Origin of the sequence: Roseomonas marmotae, from assembly GCF_017654485.1 — a bacterium.
Classification (GTDB): domain Bacteria; phylum Pseudomonadota; class Alphaproteobacteria; order Acetobacterales; family Acetobacteraceae; genus Pseudoroseomonas; species Pseudoroseomonas marmotae.
Genome location: NZ_CP061091.1, coordinates 3,347,579 through 3,364,984, shown reverse-complemented (window position 1 = coordinate 3,364,984; position 17,406 = coordinate 3,347,579). Strand labels below are relative to the sequence as shown.

Here is a 17,406-nt window from a genome sequence, read left to right as displayed (position 1 = left end):
TCTCCTCATTCTTCCGGCACGGCGATGCCGTCCGGCTCCAGAATCACCACCGGCTCGCCATTGCCGAGGACACCGACGCCACCGACCGCCGGCAGCGCGGCCAGGGCAGGCGGCAGGGGGCGCAGCAGCAGCTCGGTGCGCTGCCGCACCCGGTCCACGCCCAGCGCCAGCCGCCCGCCCGTGGCCTGCCGCAGCAGCACCGTCACGCCCGGGGCGCCGGGCGGCAGGCCCAGCAGGCCGGCCAGCGGCAGCGCATCCTCCGTGGCATCCGTCACCGCCTCCACCCGCGCGACGGGCAAGGCATAGGTATGGCCCGCCACCTCCACCAGCAGCACCGCCGCCATGGAGGCGGAGAGCGGCAGGTTCAGCGTGAAGCAGGTGCCCTGGCCGGGCGTGCTGGTCAGGTCCAGCGTGCCGCCGGCGCGGCGCACCGCCTCCTGCACCACATCCAGGCCGACGCCGCGCCCCGAGGTCTCGCTCACCCGCTCCCGCGTCGAGAAGCCCGGGCGGAAGAGCAGGCGGCGTGCGGCGGCATCGTCCATCTCCGCCGCTTTCCCGGCGCCGACCAGCCCGCGCGCGAGCGCCGCGCGCAGCACCGCCTCGCGATCGATGCCACGCCCATCGTCGGAAATCTCCACCCGCACCTGCCCGGTGCGGCGCTCGGCGCGCACGCGCAAAGTGGCGCGGGCGGGCTTGCCGGCGGCCAGCCGCGCCTCGGGCGGCTCGACGCCATGATCCACGGCGTTCCGCAGCAGATGCAGCAGCGGGTCCGCCAGCAACTCCACCAGCGCGCGGTCGATGCGGACCTCCTGGCCCTCCATCTCCAGCGCCACATCCTTGCCGGAGGATTGCGCCACGCTGCGGACGATGCGCGGCAGGCGCGCGAAGAGGGTGCCGATCGGCACCACGCGCAGTTCCATCACCGCTTCATCCAGCCGCCGCAGCGCCAGGGAGAGGCGGGAACGCGCGCGGGCTCGCGGCGGCATGGCATGGCCGAGCCTGGCCGAGAGCGCCGCCAGTTCCCGCGCCACGTCACCCCCGGCGCGGCGGGACAGGCTGGCCAGCAACTCGGGCAGGTCGTCGCCTTCCTCCTGCTCCAGCAACCCGTCCAGTGCCAGGACGGCGGCGTGCAGATCGGCCTCCAGGGTGATGATGGTATCGACCGCCTCCTGCCGCACGCGCAGGCTGGCGGGGGTGGCGGTCTCGCCCTCCCCGGCCGGTGCGGCGGTGGCGGTGCGGAGCGGCGACATGGCCAGCAGCAGCCGCCCGGCGGGATCGAAGGCGGCGCGGGCAGCGGCCAGGGCATCGGGCTCGGCCGGCGCCAGGAAGAGCATGTCCAGCGTCGGCGGCACGGTGTCCAGCAGGGTGCGGCTGGTCAGGGTCTCGGCCTGCTGCTGCTCCAGCCAGCCCTGCACCGCCGCTTCCTCCCCGGCATGGGAGGGCACGCCGAGCCGGGCACGGTAGAGGTTGAGGCCGGCGGCCAGCGCGGCTTCCACGCGACGGTGACCCTCGGTGCTCAACAGATGCGCCAGCTCCTCCGGCACCGCGTCGGCGGCGGGCGCCGGGCCGGCCGGCGGGGGCACGGCATGCCACGCGGTCCCGCCCTCCCGCAGGCCATGCTCGAGATGGGCCGCCAGCGCCGGGGCCAGGCCGGCCAGCCGGTCGGCGGCCTCGGGGTCGGTGGGCGCGCGGTCGGCCAGATCCTCGGCCAGCAGCATCCAGACTTCCAGCGCCTCATGGCCCAGGGCCGCCGCGGCCTCGCCGGCGGCACGGGCCGCCGGGGCTATCGCGCCACCCTCCGCCAGCAGGCCCGCCAGGGCGGAGAGGCGGGGCGGCAGCATGGCCTCGCCGCTCCCCCGCGCGGCGGCGGAGAGCGCTGCGCCACCCGCATCCTCCCCCGCGATCCCGGCCAGCGCATCCAACTGCCGCCGCAGCCGGCCCAGCAGCGGCAGCGCGTCCTCCGTGCCGATGCCCTTCAGGGTGGCGGCCAGGCGCTGCAGGCCCAGGCGCACCGCTTCCCCGGCCAGCGCCGATGCCTCGGCCGAGGGGCCGGCCATGGCCAGGGCGGCGCCGGCCAGCCCGGCGGCCTCCAGCCGCAGCATCATCGCCAGAGGCGCGAGTTCCGGCAGCCTTTCCGGCGCGGCGGAGGCCGGTGGGGCGGGCGGCGGGGCGGCGGGCGGGCCGCCTTCCAGCCCTTCCAGCCGTTGCAGCAGGCCGGGTGGCGGCGGCGCGTCGCCCCGGCCGCGCAGCACCGTGGCGCGCTGGCCGCGCAGCGCGTCCAGCGCCGCCAGCAGCCCGTCCATCAACGGCCGCGTCATGGCGAGCCTGCCCTGGCGCGCCAGCCCCAGCAGATCCTCGCAACGATGCGCCACGCGCGCCATGCCGGCGGCACCCAGCGCCGAGCTCATGCCCTTCAACGAATGGAAGGCACGGAACAGCGAGGCCACACCGGCCGCATCCGGCGGTGTGGCCAGCAGGCGTTCGACGGTGTCGAGATGCTCCTCGCTCTCCGCGCCGAATTCCTGCCAGAGCTCGTCCTCGAGATCACCGCCCAGCGACATGCGTCAGGCCGCCAGCCCGGCGGCGCGGCGGGCGGCCGCCAGCACGGCGGCCCCCCGCTTGTCCGCAAGGTCGAAGGAGAGGGCGCCGGTCGGCTTGCCCACCACGGCGGCCACGCCCAGCCGCCGCAGCGCAAGCGCCTGCTGCGACCCCGGCGGGACGGCGGAGGATACCACGACCACCGGGCCACGCCCCGACAGCGCCCAGTGGCGCAGGAAGCCGAAGCCATCCAGCACCGGCATTTCCAGGTCCAGCAGGATCAGCGCCGGGTCGTGCTCGCGCAGGGCGGCCAGGGCCTCCACGCCATCGGCGGCCTCGGCCACCACGGCGAAATCCGCATCGCCGGCCAGGATGCCGCGGATGATGCGGCGCATGGTGGGGGAATCATCCACCACCAGCACCGTGACCGGGGCGGGCGCGGCGGGTTCGGCCAGTTGGTTCAGCGCCTGCCGCAGCCGGCCGGCTGCGGCCCGCAGCGCCGGGGCATCGAAGGGATCGGCGGCGGCGGCGGCGGCCTCCAGCCCTGGTTCCAGCGGTGTCAGCCCCATGGCCGAGGCCATGGCGCGCAACCCGTCCAGCACGCGCCCCGCGGCCGGGGCGCCGTCGGCGGCCGTCAGCCGCGCCAGCCCCTCGGTGAATTCCGGGATGAAGGCGTCCAGCAGCTCGCGGTCGATCGGCGCGGGGGTCATGGCTTCAGCGTGGCATGGAAGACAGCAGGCCCGCCACCCCGGCACCCAGCGCCCGGGGCGGGGCGACCTGGCTGGCCAGCCCGGCCTGAATCACCGCGCCGGGCATGCCGCCCACCACGCAACTGGCCGGCGACTGGGCGAGGATGGGCATGCCGCGCGCAGCCATGGCGGCGGCGCCGGCCACGCCGTCCCGCCCCATGCCCGTCAGCACCACCCCCAGCGCGCCCTGCGCCACGGCGGCCGCCGAGCGGAACAGCACATCCACCGAGGGATGTGCCGGCGAGGCGGAGGCCAGCAGCCGCAGCGCCAGCCCGGTGGGGCGGCGGACCAGCGCGCCGTCATGGCCGCCGGGCAGGAGCGCCACCATGCCCGGCGCCAGCGCCAGCCCGTCGGCGGCCACTACCACCGCACGCCCCAGGCGCCGCCCGAGGGAGGCCGCCAGTTCCGGCGCCAGGCCCGCCGGCATGTGCTGCGCCACCACGCAGGGCAGCGGCAGCGGGCCGCAGCCTTCCAGGAAGCCGGCCAGCGCTTCCGGCCCGCCGGTGGAGGCGCCGACCACCACCACTTCGGGTGGTTTCGAGATGGTAATCGGGCCGCTGGGGGCGGGTGGGGACGCCGCCATGGGCAGGCTGCCGCGCTGGATGGCCCAGTGGCGCAGCAGCGGGCGCAATTCGCTGTCCAGGCGCGCGAGGTCGGGGCCGCCGAGGTCGGAATCCTTCCAGAGATAGTCCACCGCGCCTTCTTCCAGCGCCCGCAGCGCCTCGGCCGAGCCTTGCCGGGTATGGGCGCTGACCATCACCACGGCGGGCGGCGCGGGCAGGGCCATGATACGCCGCGTTGCCTCGATCCCGTCCATGCCGGGCATGGCGAGGTCCATCACCACCAGGTCGGGCCGCAGGCTGGCGGCGGCGCCGATGGCGGCCAGCCCGTCGGCGGCTTCCCCCACGACGCGCAGATCGGCATCCCGTTCGATGATCCGGCGCAGCGCCAGCCGCATGAAGGCGCTGTCATCCACCACCAGGATGCGGGCGGGGACGGTCATGCGATGAAGCCGGCGGCGCGGCAGAGGGGGACCGGCTGGCCCTCGATGGATGCCAAGCCGGCCACCAGCGGATCTCCGGTGACAGGGAAGATCCCGGCTTCCGGCACCTGGCGCAGGCCCAGCACCTCGGCCACGGCCAGGGCCCAGGGAGTATCACCAGCCAGGTGCAGCAGCGGCGGCGCCGGGGGCAGCCGGCCGTGGCCCAGCCGCCATCCCGCATCCAGCACCGGCAGCACCGCGCCGCGATGCGCGCAGGCACCCACCATGCCGGGGGTGGTGCCGGGCGGCAGCGGCAGCAGGCGCTGCGGTGGAATGACGGCCACGATCTCCTCCATCGGCAGGCAGAAGGGTGTGCTGCCAGCCTTGCAGAGCAGCAGGGGGCGGCGCGGTTGCCGTATGGGGGGCGGGGCCTCGGCGGGGCAGGGCGCCAGGGCGAGGATGCGGGCGCCTTCGGGCGTGCCGTCCAGCCGGGGCAGCAGCGGCGCGGCCTGGCCCGGAGCGGCGCCCTGGCAGGGCAGGCCGAGTTGCCGCCCCTGGTGCCGCAGCAGGGCCAGATGGCTGGGCGGCCCGGGATTCGCCACGCCGTAGCACCAGCCGGCTTCCAGCAGCAGGGCCGGGCCATCGGGCGTGGTGGCGTAGCCCAGCAGGCCGGGCGGGCTGCCGGGCACGGGCAGGATCTGCTCCGGCCAGGCGCGGATGCATCGCAGGGCGGCCATGGGCAGGCCCATCGTGGCGCCGCTGAGCCGCAGCACCACGATCGATGGGGGTGGCGGAAGGGAGGGGGGCGGCGGTGGCGCGGCGGCCGCGGCTGGCGCGGGGGGCGGAAGGGGTGGCGCCTCCGGCAGGCGCAGCAGCGGCGCCCCTGGCGGGGCGGGATGGAAGCCGCTGCCGCCGATCAGCCCGTCTTTCAGCAGCACCCAGGCCATGGGCGCGGCCTCGCCCGCCCAGGCCGGCAGCAGCCGTCCTTCCAGCAGCGCCACGCCCAGCATTTCAGGGGGCGCGCCGGGCAGCGGGCGCGGGGTAGGGGGCGGAACCGCGCGGGCACCGGGTGGCAGGCGGAAGACCTGCCCCGCCACCATCAGCCCATCCAGCGGTTCAGTGCCCGCGCTCATCAAGATTTTCTGCGCCAGATGGCGGTGGAACCGGGCTGCCAGGGCTCCAGCCCCAGGCCGGGTGGCGGTGAGTCAGTGGCACCCAGCACCAGCGCGCCGCCGGGCCGCAACGCCGCCACCAGCCCGGCCACCACCGCCGTGCGGGCTTCCGGCAGCATGTAGATCAGCACGTTGCGGCAGAGGATCAGGTCCGCATCCCGCAATGGCAGCGGGTCGAGCAGATTGGCGCGCCGGAAGCGCAGCGCCTGCCGCAAGGCGGGGCAGGGGCGCAGGGCGCCGCCCGACCGCTCCAGCAACGGGCGGTAGCGCGGCGGCACGTCCCGCGCCGGGTCCGGTGGGCCGGGCGGCCAACAGGGGGCCTCGGCGGCGGCCAGGCCGGGGCGGGCAATATCCAGCCCCAGCACCCGCGCCGGCAGTCCTGCGCCCAGCGTCAGCATGCCCAGGCTATAGGCTTCCTCGCCCGTGGCGCAGCCGGCGGAGACCAGTTGCAGCGGCCGGCTGGCCGCCTGCGCGCCCAGTACCGGCAGCACGGTCTCCGCCAAGCTTTCCAGCAGCGCCGGGTGACGGAAGAGGCGCGTCTCCGGCACGGTCACGGCATCGATCAACCTGGCCCAGGCAGGGTCGTCGATCGCGGGCGGGCGGTGCCGCAGCGCCGGCAGCAGCGCCGCCGACCGCGCCAGGCGTCCCCGCAGCACGGCGGAGGGCGCGAGGCCCAGCAGCTGGCCAAGCGCCGCCATCACCCCCGCTATGTCCGGCGGCGTCTCCGGCGGCGGGCCGGCGGGGGCGACGGCAGGCATGGCTAGGTCAGCCGAGGGCCGAGATGGCCTCGCCGCGGCTGGGGAAGATTGGGATGATCTGCAGGAAGCCGCCGATCTCGAAGACCTCCTGCACCGTCGGCTGCAACCCGCAGACGGCGAAGCCGCGCTTGCCCGACTTAGCGGCCTTGGCCAGCTTCAGCAGCACGCGCAGCCCGGCGCTACTGACGAAGCGCACGGCCGACATGTCCAGCACCAGGCCCTTGCCATCCATCAGCGGCAGCACCGCCTGTTCAATCTGCGGCGCCGTGGCGGTGTCCAGCCGTCCTTCCAGCGCCGCCAGCCTCAGTCCCTCGACGCCGGAATCCATCACCTGCATGCCTGTCCCCCTTCTCGAATTCGATACGCGTCAGCCCGGCGCGCCCAGCGTCAGGCTGACGCGGTTACGGCCATCCGCCCGCGCATAGCAAACCGTGCTCGCCAGGCGGCGCACCAGATGCAGGCCAAGCCCGCCGGGCTCGCGGTCATCCATCGGCGCCGCGGTGTCGGGCACGGGCGCGGAGAGCGGGTCGAATTCCGGCCCGTCATCCTCGATCACCACCCGCAGCCCCTCGCCATCCTGCCGCAGCGAGAAGGCCATGAAGCCCGCGCCGGCGGCGGCACCATGCCCGGCGATATTCGCCGCCAGTTCCTCGCAGACCAGCATCAGGTGGCTGGTCAGGCGGGGCGGCAGCTCCGCCTCCTCTGCCCAGGCTTCCAGCCGGTCCATCAGCTCTCCCACCGCCTCGGGCGTCGGGGGCAGGCGCAGCTCAAGCGCTTCCGGCATGTCCGTCTTCCCGCTGCTCCGCCGTCACATGCTCCACCGCCGCGCGCGTCTCGGCGGCGAGGCGGGAGAGATCGATCATGGTCACGGTGATTTCCTCGGCGGCGGTGGCGTTGGACTGGCCGATGCGCGTCAGCACCTCCACCCGCTCGGCGATGGAGGCGATGGTGGACTGCTGCTGTTCCATGGCGATGGCGGTGGCGCCGGAGAGGCGCGCGCTTTCCGCCACCAGCCGCTCCAGCTCATCCATCGCGCCGCCGACGGCGCTGGCGCTCTGCCCGCCCTCGCGCGCGCGCGCGCCGGCCTGCAGCACCACATCGCCGATTTCCTGTGCCAGCGCCTCGGTATTCACCGCCAGCGCCCGCACTTCCTCCGCCACCACCGCCAGCCCGCGCCCATGCTCGCCCGCGCGCGCGGCCTCGATGGCGGCATTGATGGCCAGGATATTCGTCTGCGTCGCCACCTTGCCGATGGTGGCGGCGATGCGCGTGACGCGCGCGGTATCCTCGCCCACCGCCTCCACCACCTCCAGGAGCGCCGCCAGCTTGCGAAGGCTCTCGGCCAGCAGCCGCTGCGCCGCCCCGGTCTGGTCGCGTGAACCCTGGGTGATGTGGCTGACGGCGCGGATCGCCTCGCTGGTCTGGCCCAGCGCATCGGCCACCTGCCGCAGTTCCGAAAGCTGCGTCATGGCACCTTCGGAAATCTGGCCGATGGCGTCCGAGGCCTGGTGCGTGGCGACGGCCGTGCGGCGCGCGCCGTCCAGCGCCTGCTCGCCCAGGCGGCGGCTGTTCACCAGGTTCTCGCGGAAGACCAGCACGGCCCGCGCCATGTCCCCCACCTGGTCGCCACGCGTGGCGCCGGGCACTGCGACATCGGCCTGCCCGCGTGAGAGGCCCTCCATCGCCCGCGCCAGGGCGGAGAGCGGGCGGGCGGTCAGCCGCACCAGCACCAGCCAGGTCAGCAGCAGCCCGACCAGCCCGAGCGCGAGGCCGCCCAGCGTCATCCACTGGCTCTGATCCGCCAGCCGGCGCGCCTCCGCCAGCTTGCGGTCGGCTTCCTCCTGCACCGCGCGGCGCGCCTCCCGCACCAGGCTGTTGAAGGTGACGGCATTGGTGCGCCAGCTTTCGCTCAGCACCTTCAGGCGCGCGCGGTCATCCTCCGCGAAGGCCTGCTGCATCTGCTGCCCCAGCACCGGCATGCGGCTCATCATGTCCCGTGTCGTGCTCAGCAGGATCGGGTCCAGCAGCGCGCCGGTGCGTTCCACGAGCTGGTCGTGGAACTGCGTCATCAGCTCGACCTGGCGCGGCACGCGGCGGGCGGCGACATTGGGCCGCAGCTCCCCCAGCACCACGCTGGTCAACAGCCCGGTATAGGAGAAGAGGCTGGTGGCGAAGTCGTCCACCGCCTCCGTCTGGCCACGCTGGCGGATGGCGAGGTCGTCGATGATCTGCGCCTGCCGCCGGTCGATCATGGCGGAGCCGCCGCCCAGCACCCCCAGCACCAGCAGCATCAGCAGCAGGATGCCGGCGGCACGGGTGGCGATGCGGCCGCTCCACCGGCGCATGCGCTCCCGTCTGTGGCCGCTTCGGGCTGTTGCGGCGGCCTCCGCCGACCCGGCCGCCTGGGCGGCATGATGAGACATGTCTTCGGGCACGCAGCCTGGTCGCCTTGCAGAATGAAAGGAGCCTAGCCTGCGCTGTACAGCAGCCGCAAGCGGCCCGGACGTGGCCCTGACACCACGCCCCGGCCGCATCCGCCACGGTGAGGATCATCACCCCTGGGCATTCCGGGCCGGATGAGGAATGATCCGCCCGCTGACCGGAGTAGCCTTTGACGTCGCCTCTCTTCCGCCCCCAGGCGATCGCCAGTGCCTCCGGCACCCAGGAAACCGACGAACCGCTGACCGTGCTGCGGCCGCGCCACCTGCTGGCGGGCGGGCTGCTGCTGCTGGGGCTGCTGGGCGGGATCGGCTGGGCCACGCAGGTGGATGTGCCGGTGAAGGTGCATGGCCGCGGTATCCTGCTGGCCCCCGCCGGCGTCACCGATCTCTTCGCGGATGGAGAGGGGCGGGTGGAGCGGCTGCTGGTGCAGCCGGGAGACCGCGTCTGGCCCGGGCACCCGGTGGCGGTGATCGACCAGAGCGACCTGCGCCTGCAACTGCGCGCCGCCGAGGGCGAGTTGGCCGATGCCGAGACGGCGCGGCAGGAACTGGCCCGCTTCCATGAGCGCGATGCCGCCGTCGCCGAGGCCTGGCGCGCCGCGCGCGATGCCGCGCTGGGCCAGAGCCTGGAGGCCGCCGGGGAACGCATCCGCCTGACCGCCGAGCGGGAGGCGGTGATGCGCCAGCTGGCCGGGCAGAACCTCGTCTCGCGCGACCGCGCCCTCTCCGCCCGCGTCGATCTCTTCACGGCGCGCGAGCAGGTCGAGCAGATGCGCAACGAGCGCCGTTCCCTGACGCTGGACGCCGCCATCAAGCGCACGCAGCGGGAGCGGGAACAACTGGCCGCCGAGCAGAAGGCGGCCGAGGCCCGCCGCGCCGTCCTCTCGCTGCGGGAGCGGCTGGAGCGGGTGGGCACCGTGCTCTCCCCCTATGCCGGGCGGGTGGTGGAGATGAAGGCGGCGGTGGGGCAGGCGGTGACGCGCGGCGCGCCCCTGCTCACCCTCTCGCGCGGCGAGGAGGGGCAGCCGGAAGTGCCGCTGGCACTGGTCTATGTCAGCGCCGAGGATGGCAAGAAACTGCGCCCGGGCATGGCGGCCGAGGTCTCCCCCTCCACCACGCGGCGGGAGGAGCACGGCTTCATCCGGGGCGAGGTGGAATGGGTGGCGGATACCGCCGCCAGCAGCGCGGGCATGCTGCGCACCCTGCAGAACGACCAGCTGGCGCGCGGCTTCACCCAGGCGCTGGGCACGCCCTTCGAGGTACGCATCCGCCTGCAGCCCGACCCGGCGGGGCCGCAGGGCCTCGCCTGGTCCTCCGGCCGGGGGCCGGGCTTCGGCATCGACAGCGGCACGCTGGCGGAGACGGCGGTGACGGTGCGGCGGATGCGGCTGGTGGCCCTGGCCGTCCCGGCCCTGCAGCGCTGGCTCTCCGACGAGCCCTGATGCCGCGCCGCCTCCGCACGCCCACCATCCTGCAGATGGAGGCCACCGAATGCGGCGCCGCGGCGCTGGGCATCGTGCTGGCGCATCACGGGCTCTGGCTGCCGCTGGAGGATCTGCGCATCCGCTGCGGCGTCTCCCGCGACGGCAGCCGGGCCAGCCATATCACCCGCGCCGCGCGGCAGCTGGGGATGGAGGTGCAGGCCTTCCGGGCGGAACCGGAGGCGCTGGGCGGCATGGCGCTGCCGGCCATCCTGCACTGGGGCATGGACCATTTCGTCGTGCTGGAAGGCGGTGGCGGCGACCAGTGGTTCATCAACGACCCTGCGCGCGGGCCGCGCCGTGTGGACGGCGCCGAATTCGCCCGGCAGTTCACGGGCATCGTGCTCAGCCTGAAGCCGGGGCCTGACTTCCGCCCCGCCGGCAGCGCGCCCAGCCTGCGGCGCGCGCTGGCGGCGCGGCTGGACGGCGCCTGGCCGGGCTTCTGGTTCCTGCTGGGCGTCAGCCTGCTGCTGCTGGTGCCGGGGCTGCTGCTGCCGGCGGCCTCCCAGGTCTTCATCGACCAGGTGCTGGTGGCGCAGTTGCAGTCCTGGCTGCCGGGGCTGCTGATGGCCATGGCAGGGCTGGCCGCGCTGATGGCCGGCCTGACCTGGCTGCAACTGCGCGTGCTGCTGCGGCTGGAGACCTATCTGGCCGTGGGTGGCGCCAACCGCTTCCTGCGGCATGTGCTGCGGCTGCCCGTCACCTTCTTCGCGCAGCGCCACTCCGGCGACATCGCGAGCCGCGTGCTACTGAACGACCGGCTGGCGGCACTGCTGGCGGGCGATATCGGCCGCGTCCTGCTGGCGATGATCGGCGCCGCCGTCTATCTCGCGGCCATGGCGGCCTATGACGGGCTGCTGGCCCTGGTGGTGCTGGGGCTATCCGCCATCAACCTGCTGGCGCTGCGTGTCCTCAGCCGCCGGCTGGCGGATGACAACCACCGCCTGCTGGTGGAGACCGGCCTTTCCAATGGCGAGGCCCGGCAGGGCCTGCAGATGCTGGACGCCTACAAGGCCTCCGGCAGCGAGGTGCTGTTGCTGCGGCGCATGATGGGCCGGCAGGCCCGCATCCTGAACCTGCGGCAGGGGCTGGCGATGCGCCGGGCGCTGACGGATTCCCTGCCCGCCGCCATCGGCGTCCTCAGCGCCGCCGCCGTGCTGGTGCTGGGCGGTCTGCGCGTCACGGCCGGCGAGATGACGGTGGGCGCGCTGGTGGCCTTCCAGGGACTGATGCTGGGCTTCGCCGTGCCGGTGCAGCAACTGACCGCGCTGGGCGCGCAGATCCAGGATGCCCGCGCCTATCTGGGCCTGCTGGACGATACGCTGCGCCACCCGCAGGCGCCTGAATTCGCCGCCGCCGGCGGCAGCGGCCCCATCCGCCGCCTGGAAGGGCGGATCGGACTGGAGGACATCCGCTTCGGCCATTCGCCACTGGCGCCGCCGCTGCTGGACGGGATCTCCCTGACGGTGCCGGTGGGCGGGCGCCTCGGCATCGTCGGCGCCTCCGGCTGCGGCAAATCCACCCTGGCCGGGCTGATCGCCGGGCTGCACCGCCCCTGGAGCGGCACGGTGCGGATCGACGGGCGCCCGCTGGACGAGATCCCGCGCGCGGCGCTGCGCGGCTCGGTGGCGGTGGTGGACCAGAACCTCGTGCTTTTCGACGGCACGATGCGGGACAATCTGGGCCTCTGGGATGCCACGCTCCCGGATGAGCGTTTGCAGGCGGCGGCACGCGACGCCGCCATCCATTCCGATATCATGGCGCGCGGCGGCTATGGAGCGCGCGTGGCGGAGGAGGGACGCAATCTCTCGGGCGGTCAGCGCGCGCGGCTGGAAATGGCCCGCGCCCTGGCGCAGGACCCGCGCATCCTGCTGCTGGACGAGGCGACGGCGGCGCTGGACCCGGTGACGGAGGCCGAGGTGCTGGCCAATCTGCGGCGCCGGGGCTGCACCATGGTGGTGGTGGCGCACCGGCCCTCGGCCGTGCGGGATTGCGACGAGATCATCGTGCTGGAGGGCGGTCGCATCGTGCAGCAGGGGGCGCCCGCCGCACTGGCGGCGCAGCCCGGACCCTACCGCCGGTTGTTGCAGGCGGCGGCATGAACGCCGATCCCCGCCGCACCCGCCCCCTGCCACCGGGGCAGCCGCTGGCGCTGCATGCCGGGGATGGTGCCTGGATGGTGCTGCGGGGTGAGGCGCAGGTCTTCGCCACCACCGCCAGCGGGCTGCGCTGGAGCCTGGGTGCCGTCGGCCCCGGCGGGTTGCTGCTGGGTGCCGGACTGCCGGAGGATGAGGAACCCATCGAGGCGCTGATCGCCACGGGCATGGCGGGGACGGAGCTGATGCCGCTGGACCCCGCCGCCCTGGCGGGGCTGGGGGCCGATGGGCTGGCGCTGATGGCCGAGGGCTGGGCGGCGCTGCTGGCTTCCGGGCTCGGCCGCGCGCTGGGGCCGCGCCCGGCGCTGGATGTGACGTTGCGCCCGGGGTCGGAGGCTCCGGTGCCGGAGGGTGCCAGGGCCGGCGGCATGGCCGGCGGGCTCTGGGCTGCGGTCGAGGAGGGAGAGGCGGCGCTGTTCGGCATGGTGCCGGTGCCGGCGCTGCTGCCGTTGCCGCCTCATGCCTGGCTGGTGGCGGAAACCCCGGTGCGGCTGCGCGGGCTGGACGCCACGGCCGCCATGGCGCGGCCGGGCTGGCTGGAGGCCCTGCGCGCGCTGACCGCCGCCTGCCTGGAAGCGATGCCGCTGATCCGCGGCCTGGCCGAGGCCGATGAGGCCAACCGCCTGCGCGCCCGTGCCGAGCTGGAGGAGGCCGCCGAGGCCGAGACCCGCGCCCGCATGGCGAAGATCCTGGGCGACCCGCCGCCGCCGGAGCGTGAGGCTGCGGGCACCACGGCGGATGACGGGCTGTTCCAGGCCATGTCGCTGGTCGCGCGCGCCGCCGGGCTGACCCTGCGCCGCCCGCCCCGGCTGCGGGAGGCCGATATGGACCGGCTGCCCGGCACGGATGAGATCGCCCGCGCCTCGGGCATCCGGCTGCGCCCCGTGCGGCTGGAAGGTGCCTGGTGGGGGCGGGAGATGGGGCCGTTGCTGGGTCGGCGCGGCGGCCGCGTGGTGGCGCTGCTGCCGGGACCCGGCGGCTACCGGCTGCTGGACCCGCTGGAGGGCGGCCAGCCCGTGACTCCGGCGGTGGCGGCGATGCTGGAGCCCATGGCCGAACTGCTGGTGGCGCCGCTGCCGGATGGCCCGGTGACACTGGGCAGGCTGCTGGGCTTCGGCCTGCGCGGCGCGGCGGCGGACCAGCTGACCATCGTGGCCGCGCTGCTGGCCGGCGCGCTGCTGGGGCAGCTCGTGCCGCTGGCCACGGGACTGGCCTTTTCCCTGCTGATCCCGGCGGGCCTGTCCGGCGCGCTGGTGCAACTGGGCGTCGCGCTGGGGCTGGTGGCGGGGGTGGGCTATGCGGTGCGGCTGGCCATGGAGGTGGCGCGGCAGCGTGTGGAAGCCCGCGCTGCCGGCGCCATGCAGGCCGCGATATGGGACCGGTTGCTGCGCCTGCCGCTGCGGCTGGTGCACCGCTTCACGGTGGCGGATCTCGCGCTGCGCGCCGATGCGCTGGCGGCGGTGCCGGCGGCGGCGCGGGGCTTCGCGGTGATGCTGGCAGGCGGGGGGGCCATGCTGCTCTCCTCCGCCGCCGTCATGCTGCTGCGCCATCCGGCGGCGGCCGGCGCCGCGCTGGGCATGGCGCTGCTGGTGCTGCTGGTGGCGCTTTTCGCCGCATGGCGGCAGGCGCGTGCCTTCGCGGATGGCGAGGCGCTGGAAGGCATGGCGGACAGCCTGGTGTTCCAGTTCATCACCGGCATCGCCAAGTTGCGGCTGGCGGGGGCCGAGGGCCGGGCGCTGCGCCGCTGGGCCGACCGCTTCGCCGCCATGCGTGCCCGCAGCGTGCGGGCGCGGGGGGTGGGCTATCTGCATGAAAGCTGGCTGGCGCTGTGGCAGGTGCTGGGGGTGGCGGCGATCTCTGCCATCCTGGCCCTGCTGGATGGCGCGGGCGAGGATGGCCTGCCGCGCACCAGCCTGGCCGATATGGTGGCCTTTCTCTCGGCCTACGGGCTGCATGCCAGCGCGGCAGGCGCGCTGGCGCGGGCGGTGCTGGCGGCGGGCATGCAGCTGCCGTCCTGGAAGTTCGCCAGGCCCCTGCTGCAACTGACGCCCGAGCCCGCCGCCGGCCGCACCGATCCGGGCCGGCTTTCCGGCGCCATCGAGGTGACGGGGCTGCGCTTCGGCTACGAGGGCGGGGAGGGGGATATCCTCACCGGCCTCTCGCTGAAGGTGGCGCCGGGTGAGTTCGTCGCCATCACCGGTCGCTCCGGCAGCGGCAAGACCACGCTGCTGCGGCTGCTGCTGGGGCTGGAAGTGCCGCTGGCCGGCAGTGTCTTCTATGACGGGCACGACCTGCGGAGCCTGGACCCCTCGGTGCTGCGGCAGCAGGTGGGCACGGTCCTGCAGCATGGCCGGGTGGCGCCCGGCAGCATCCTGGACGCGGTGCGCGGCCTGTCCGGCGCCAGCGAGCAGGAGGTCCGGCAGGCGCTGGAGGAAGCGGCCCTGGCCAGGGATGTCATGGCCATGCCCATGGGCCTGCACACGCTGTTGACGGATGCCAGCCGTACGCTCTCCGGCGGGCAGGTGCAGCGCCTGCTGATCGCCCGCGCGCTGGCGCAGCGTCCGGCCATCCTGCTGCTGGATGAGGCCACCAGCGCGCTGGACACGGCGACCGAGGCTGCGGTGACGGCTGCGCTGGCCCGCCTGCCGGCCACGCGCATCGTCATCGCGCACCGCCTTTCCACCATCCGCGATGCCGATCGCATCCTGTATCTCGAGAACGGGCGGGTCGTGGAGAGCGGCCCCTACGACGCGCTGGTGGCGAAGGGCGGCGCCTTCGCCAGGATGGTCGCCGCCGGCTGAGGCGTCAGGCGTCGCCCAGCGTGACGGTCTCGGTGCCACGGCCGCCGCAGGCGGGGCAGGTCTCGTTCTCCACCTTCCCGGTGCCGCCGCACTGGCGGCAGAGATGCTGGGCCGTCTGCGTCGCGCCAGGGGGCGTTTCGTCGTCGGGCGTGGTGCCGTCGGTCTCGGGCGTGCTGATCGGGGTCTGTCGGGTCATGGTCGCCTCCTCCGTCTCAACACGCGCGTGCCTGCACCGTTGCCGGCGGCCTCAACCCTTCATGGCGGGGCCGGCCTCCACCTCGTGCAGCGTAAGCCCGGGTGCCGTGTCTCCGGCTTCGGCCAGCCGGCGCAACGCTTCCCGCAAGGCGCGCCCGCCGCCCTCCCAGCGTTCGGCGATGCTGGCGCGGGAGAAGTCGAAGAGCTTGCCCGGCCCGGCCTCGTCCGGCGCGGCGCGATAGCCGATCCGAGCCACGGTCGCACGCTCCGGCCCGTCGGCTTCGGCCATCAGGGCGGCGGTTTCAGGATCGGCGCGACGATCCTCCGGCAGTTGCGCGGCGAGCCGCCGGACCGCGCCGCGCAGCCGCAATATGCGCGCATGACCATCAAGAATGCGCTGCGTCTGGTTGCCGAAGCCCAGATCCCCGGCGCGTGCGACGGCGGTGGACAGCGAATGGGGCGGCCCGCCGGGCGCGGCGAAGAGTTCCGCCACCAGGCAAAGCACCTCCTGCCCGCCGGGCTCGTCCAGGACCAGGTCCAGCGGCGTGTTGGACGCGAAGCCACCATCGCCCAGCAGCCGGCCCCCGATCTCGACCGGCTTGAAAAGTGGCAGCAGGGCGCAGGAGGCGGCGACATGTTCCGGCTCGATCCGCGCACCCCGGGCTGTGTCGAAGACCATGCGCTCGCCGCTGACGATATCGGTGGCGGCGAGGGTGACGCGAAGGTCGCCGCCGTTCAGGCGATCGAAATCCACCACGTCCGGCAGGCGCCGGCACAGCGGCGAGAGGTCGTAGAGCGCGGGCGCCTTGCCGACCAGCGCGCCCGGCGTCAGGCGGGGTGTGAAAAGGCCCGGGCGGCCCAGCAGCAGGGTCTGCAAGGCGGCGCTGCGGTTATAGGCGCGCCGCCAGGCCCCCGCGGCGGGCGGGCCGAAGAAGAGGGAAAGGCCGGGCAGCGGGTCGTCCGAGAGGGAATCCCAGAATTTCCGCAGGCGCGCGGCGCGCCGCTCCGGCGGATTGCCGGCGAAGATGACGGTATTGATGGCCCCGGCCGAGACGCCCACCACCCAGTCCGGGCGCGGCTGCCCGGCTTCCTCCAGCGCGGCGCAGAGCCCGGCCTCAAAGGCGCCCAGCGCGATGCCGCCCGAGAGCACCAGCGCGGTCCGGCGTAGCGGGGTTTCCGTCTCCATGGGCTAGCGCGACGCCCGGCCGGGCTTCCAGCCCGCCCGCATGCTTCTCGGCAGGTGAAAACCATCGGCGACGACGACAACTGGGCCTTGGCATTGCGGTATCATTCAGGATTCCGGCAGGTATGGACGGCATGACTGCGACCGCCCGTAGCGGCACCGCTTTTCAACCGCCGCAGATGCCGGCAGTTGCCCGCGTCCTCTATCCCGGTGGCGTCGCAATATCGTCATAGTTCCTGCAACAGAGAATGCGTTCTGGCGTTGACCGCAGGACCGGCCAAGTGGAGCGATCATGACAGGACCGTCATCCTCATCCCCCCATGGCATTGAGCCCCTGACCTCCGGCGCCGAGAAGCCCGGCGACGACGCTCCCGCCGGCACCCCCGGCACCGGTGACGACATCTGTCCGGATTGTCAGGGCAGCGGCCGTATCAGCGGCCGCACCTGCGAGACCTGCTCGGGCACCGGCGTCGTCACCAAGGGTGTTGGCGGCGCCTGACCCTTTAGGGGCCTGGGTTTCCTGATGGGCACGCCGTTGCCACGCCGCGGGCAATGGCAGGGCGGATGGAGGAACAGCTCGTGATACCCCGCAGCATACATGCGCTGATCGACTATGTCTTCGCCATCATCCTGATCGGCACGCCCTATGCCCTGGGCTTCTCCAATTTCGGTTATGAGCATCTGGTCTTCTGGGCCGTCGGCTTCTCCATCATCATCTACAGCCTGCTGACCAATTACCGGCTCGGCCTGGTGAAGGTGATCCCGTTCCGCATGCATCTGCTGCTGGATGTGGCCGGAGGCATGGTGCTGTTGATCTCGCCCTGGCTTTTCGGCTTTTCGGACCGTGCCTGGGTGGCGCCTTTCATCTTCGGCCTGCTGGAACTCGGTGTCGTGTCGATGACCAGCCGCAGCGACGACAGGCTACCCCAGGCGTTGCAGCATTGACGCCA

15 protein-coding genes are annotated in these 17,406 nt (G+C 74.0%); 5 read left to right on the top strand and 10 right to left on the bottom strand.

Annotated elements, in window-relative coordinates; all coding sequences use genetic code 11:
• Positions 1-5 precede the first annotated feature (5 nt).
• The 8 genes from IAI58_RS15875 to IAI58_RS15840 are packed head-to-tail and all read right to left on the bottom strand — an operon-like array spanning position 6 to position 8,544.
• Positions 6-2,561 carry a chemotaxis protein CheA gene (locus tag IAI58_RS15875; protein WP_207444898.1) on the bottom strand — a complete coding sequence of 852 codons (2,556 nt, stop codon included), beginning with the start codon at positions 2,559-2,561 and terminating at the stop codon, positions 6-8.
• Positions 2,562-2,564: 3 nt separating this feature from the next.
• Positions 2,565-3,248 carry a response regulator gene (locus IAI58_RS15870; RefSeq protein ID WP_207444899.1) on the bottom strand — a complete coding sequence of 228 codons (684 nt, stop codon included), beginning with the start codon at positions 3,246-3,248 and terminating at the stop codon, positions 2,565-2,567.
• Between the two features lie 4 nt (positions 3,249-3,252).
• Positions 3,253-4,290 carry a chemotaxis protein CheB gene (locus tag IAI58_RS15865; protein WP_207444900.1) on the bottom strand — a complete coding sequence of 346 codons (1,038 nt, stop codon included), beginning with the start codon at positions 4,288-4,290 and terminating at the stop codon, positions 3,253-3,255.
• Positions 4,287-5,402 (bottom strand): chemotaxis protein CheW, encoded by a 1,116-nt coding sequence (locus IAI58_RS15860; protein WP_207444901.1) that lies wholly within the window; start codon positions 5,400-5,402, stop codon positions 4,287-4,289. Before IAI58_RS15860 ends, IAI58_RS15865 begins: the two co-directional genes overlap by 4 nt.
• The gene (locus IAI58_RS15855; RefSeq protein ID WP_207444902.1) at positions 5,402-6,199 is read right to left on the bottom strand and encodes a CheR family methyltransferase; all 798 of its coding nucleotides are present in this window, start codon (positions 6,197-6,199) and stop codon (positions 5,402-5,404) included. The genes IAI58_RS15860 and IAI58_RS15855 overlap by 1 nt, the downstream gene beginning before the upstream one ends.
• A gap of 7 nt (positions 6,200-6,206) precedes the next feature.
• Entirely contained in the window at positions 6,207-6,536 is a 330-nt protein-coding gene (locus IAI58_RS15850; RefSeq protein ID WP_207444903.1) for an STAS domain-containing protein, read from the bottom strand.
• A gap of 30 nt (positions 6,537-6,566) precedes the next feature.
• Positions 6,567-6,983 (bottom strand): ATP-binding protein, encoded by a 417-nt coding sequence (locus IAI58_RS15845; protein WP_207444904.1) that lies wholly within the window; start codon positions 6,981-6,983, stop codon positions 6,567-6,569.
• Entirely contained in the window at positions 6,967-8,544 is a 1,578-nt protein-coding gene (locus tag IAI58_RS15840; protein ID WP_207444905.1) for a methyl-accepting chemotaxis protein, read from the bottom strand. Before IAI58_RS15840 ends, IAI58_RS15845 begins: the two co-directional genes overlap by 17 nt.
• A 266-nt stretch (positions 8,545-8,810) precedes the next feature.
• Here IAI58_RS15840 and IAI58_RS15835 point away from each other — a divergent pair, with 266 nt between their 5' ends.
• From IAI58_RS15835 to IAI58_RS23325, 3 genes are read left to right on the top strand one after another with little or no spacing between them, the layout of a single operon-like run.
• Positions 8,811-10,082, top strand: a complete 1,272-nt coding sequence (locus IAI58_RS15835) for an NHLP bacteriocin system secretion protein (protein WP_207444906.1) — start codon at positions 8,811-8,813, stop codon at positions 10,080-10,082.
• The gene (locus tag IAI58_RS15830; protein ID WP_207444907.1) at positions 10,082-12,223 is read left to right on the top strand and encodes an NHLP family bacteriocin export ABC transporter peptidase/permease/ATPase subunit; all 2,142 of its coding nucleotides are present in this window, start codon (positions 10,082-10,084) and stop codon (positions 12,221-12,223) included. Before IAI58_RS15835 ends, IAI58_RS15830 begins: the two co-directional genes overlap by 1 nt.
• On the top strand, positions 12,220-15,078 hold the full coding sequence (locus IAI58_RS23325) for an ATP-binding cassette domain-containing protein (RefSeq protein WP_207444908.1): 2,859 nt from the start codon (positions 12,220-12,222) through the stop codon (positions 15,076-15,078). Before IAI58_RS15830 ends, IAI58_RS23325 begins: the two co-directional genes overlap by 4 nt.
• A 4-nt stretch (positions 15,079-15,082) precedes the next feature.
• Here IAI58_RS23325 and IAI58_RS15820 read toward each other — a convergent pair whose 3' ends face one another.
• Together IAI58_RS15820 and IAI58_RS15815 are read right to left on the bottom strand one after the other, a co-directional pair.
• The gene (locus IAI58_RS15820; RefSeq protein WP_207444909.1) at positions 15,083-15,274 is read right to left on the bottom strand and encodes a hypothetical protein; all 192 of its coding nucleotides are present in this window, start codon (positions 15,272-15,274) and stop codon (positions 15,083-15,085) included.
• 51 nt (positions 15,275-15,325) lie between these two features.
• Entirely contained in the window at positions 15,326-16,459 is a 1,134-nt protein-coding gene (locus IAI58_RS15815) for a patatin-like phospholipase family protein (RefSeq protein ID WP_207444910.1), read from the bottom strand.
• Positions 16,460-16,748: 289 nt separating this feature from the next.
• Between IAI58_RS15815 and IAI58_RS15810 the strand changes: the two genes are divergently transcribed.
• On the top strand, positions 16,749-16,955 hold the full coding sequence (locus IAI58_RS15810) for a hypothetical protein (protein WP_207445005.1): 207 nt from the start codon (positions 16,749-16,751) through the stop codon (positions 16,953-16,955).
• 80 nt (positions 16,956-17,035) lie between these two features.
• Complete coding sequence (locus tag IAI58_RS15805; protein WP_207444911.1) at positions 17,036-17,401, top strand: SPW repeat domain-containing protein; 366 nt, start codon at positions 17,036-17,038, stop codon at positions 17,399-17,401.
• The last annotated feature ends 5 nt before the right edge of the window (positions 17,402-17,406 follow it).

What these genes read in the sequence shown, in the direction of transcription:
- IAI58_RS15870 (WP_207444899.1), bottom strand. Translation starts at nt 3,248, where the DNA reads ATGACCCCCGCGCCGATCGACCGCGAGCTGCTGGACGCCTTCATCCCG.
- IAI58_RS15810 (WP_207445005.1), top strand. Translation starts at nt 16,749, where the DNA reads ATGACAGGACCGTCATCCTCATCCCCCCATGGCATTGAGCCCCTGACC.
- IAI58_RS15815 (WP_207444910.1), bottom strand. Translation starts at nt 16,459, where the DNA reads ATGGAGACGGAAACCCCGCTACGCCGGACCGCGCTGGTGCTCTCGGGC.
- IAI58_RS15875 (WP_207444898.1), bottom strand. Translation starts at nt 2,561, where the DNA reads ATGTCGCTGGGCGGTGATCTCGAGGACGAGCTCTGGCAGGAATTCGGC.
- IAI58_RS15850 (WP_207444903.1), bottom strand. Translation starts at nt 6,536, where the DNA reads ATGCAGGTGATGGATTCCGGCGTCGAGGGACTGAGGCTGGCGGCGCTG.
- IAI58_RS15855 (WP_207444902.1), bottom strand. Translation starts at nt 6,199, where the DNA reads ATGCCTGCCGTCGCCCCCGCCGGCCCGCCGCCGGAGACGCCGCCGGAC.
- IAI58_RS15865 (WP_207444900.1), bottom strand. Translation starts at nt 4,290, where the DNA reads ATGACCGTCCCCGCCCGCATCCTGGTGGTGGATGACAGCGCCTTCATG.
- IAI58_RS15820 (WP_207444909.1), bottom strand. Translation starts at nt 15,274, where the DNA reads ATGACCCGACAGACCCCGATCAGCACGCCCGAGACCGACGGCACCACG.
- IAI58_RS15860 (WP_207444901.1), bottom strand. Translation starts at nt 5,402, where the DNA reads ATGAGCGCGGGCACTGAACCGCTGGATGGGCTGATGGTGGCGGGGCAG.
- IAI58_RS15830 (WP_207444907.1), top strand. Translation starts at nt 10,082, where the DNA reads ATGCCGCGCCGCCTCCGCACGCCCACCATCCTGCAGATGGAGGCCACC.
- IAI58_RS15840 (WP_207444905.1), bottom strand. Translation starts at nt 8,544, where the DNA reads ATGCGCCGGTGGAGCGGCCGCATCGCCACCCGTGCCGCCGGCATCCTG.
- IAI58_RS23325 (WP_207444908.1), top strand. Translation starts at nt 12,220, where the DNA reads ATGAACGCCGATCCCCGCCGCACCCGCCCCCTGCCACCGGGGCAGCCG.
- IAI58_RS15845 (WP_207444904.1), bottom strand. Translation starts at nt 6,983, where the DNA reads ATGCCGGAAGCGCTTGAGCTGCGCCTGCCCCCGACGCCCGAGGCGGTG.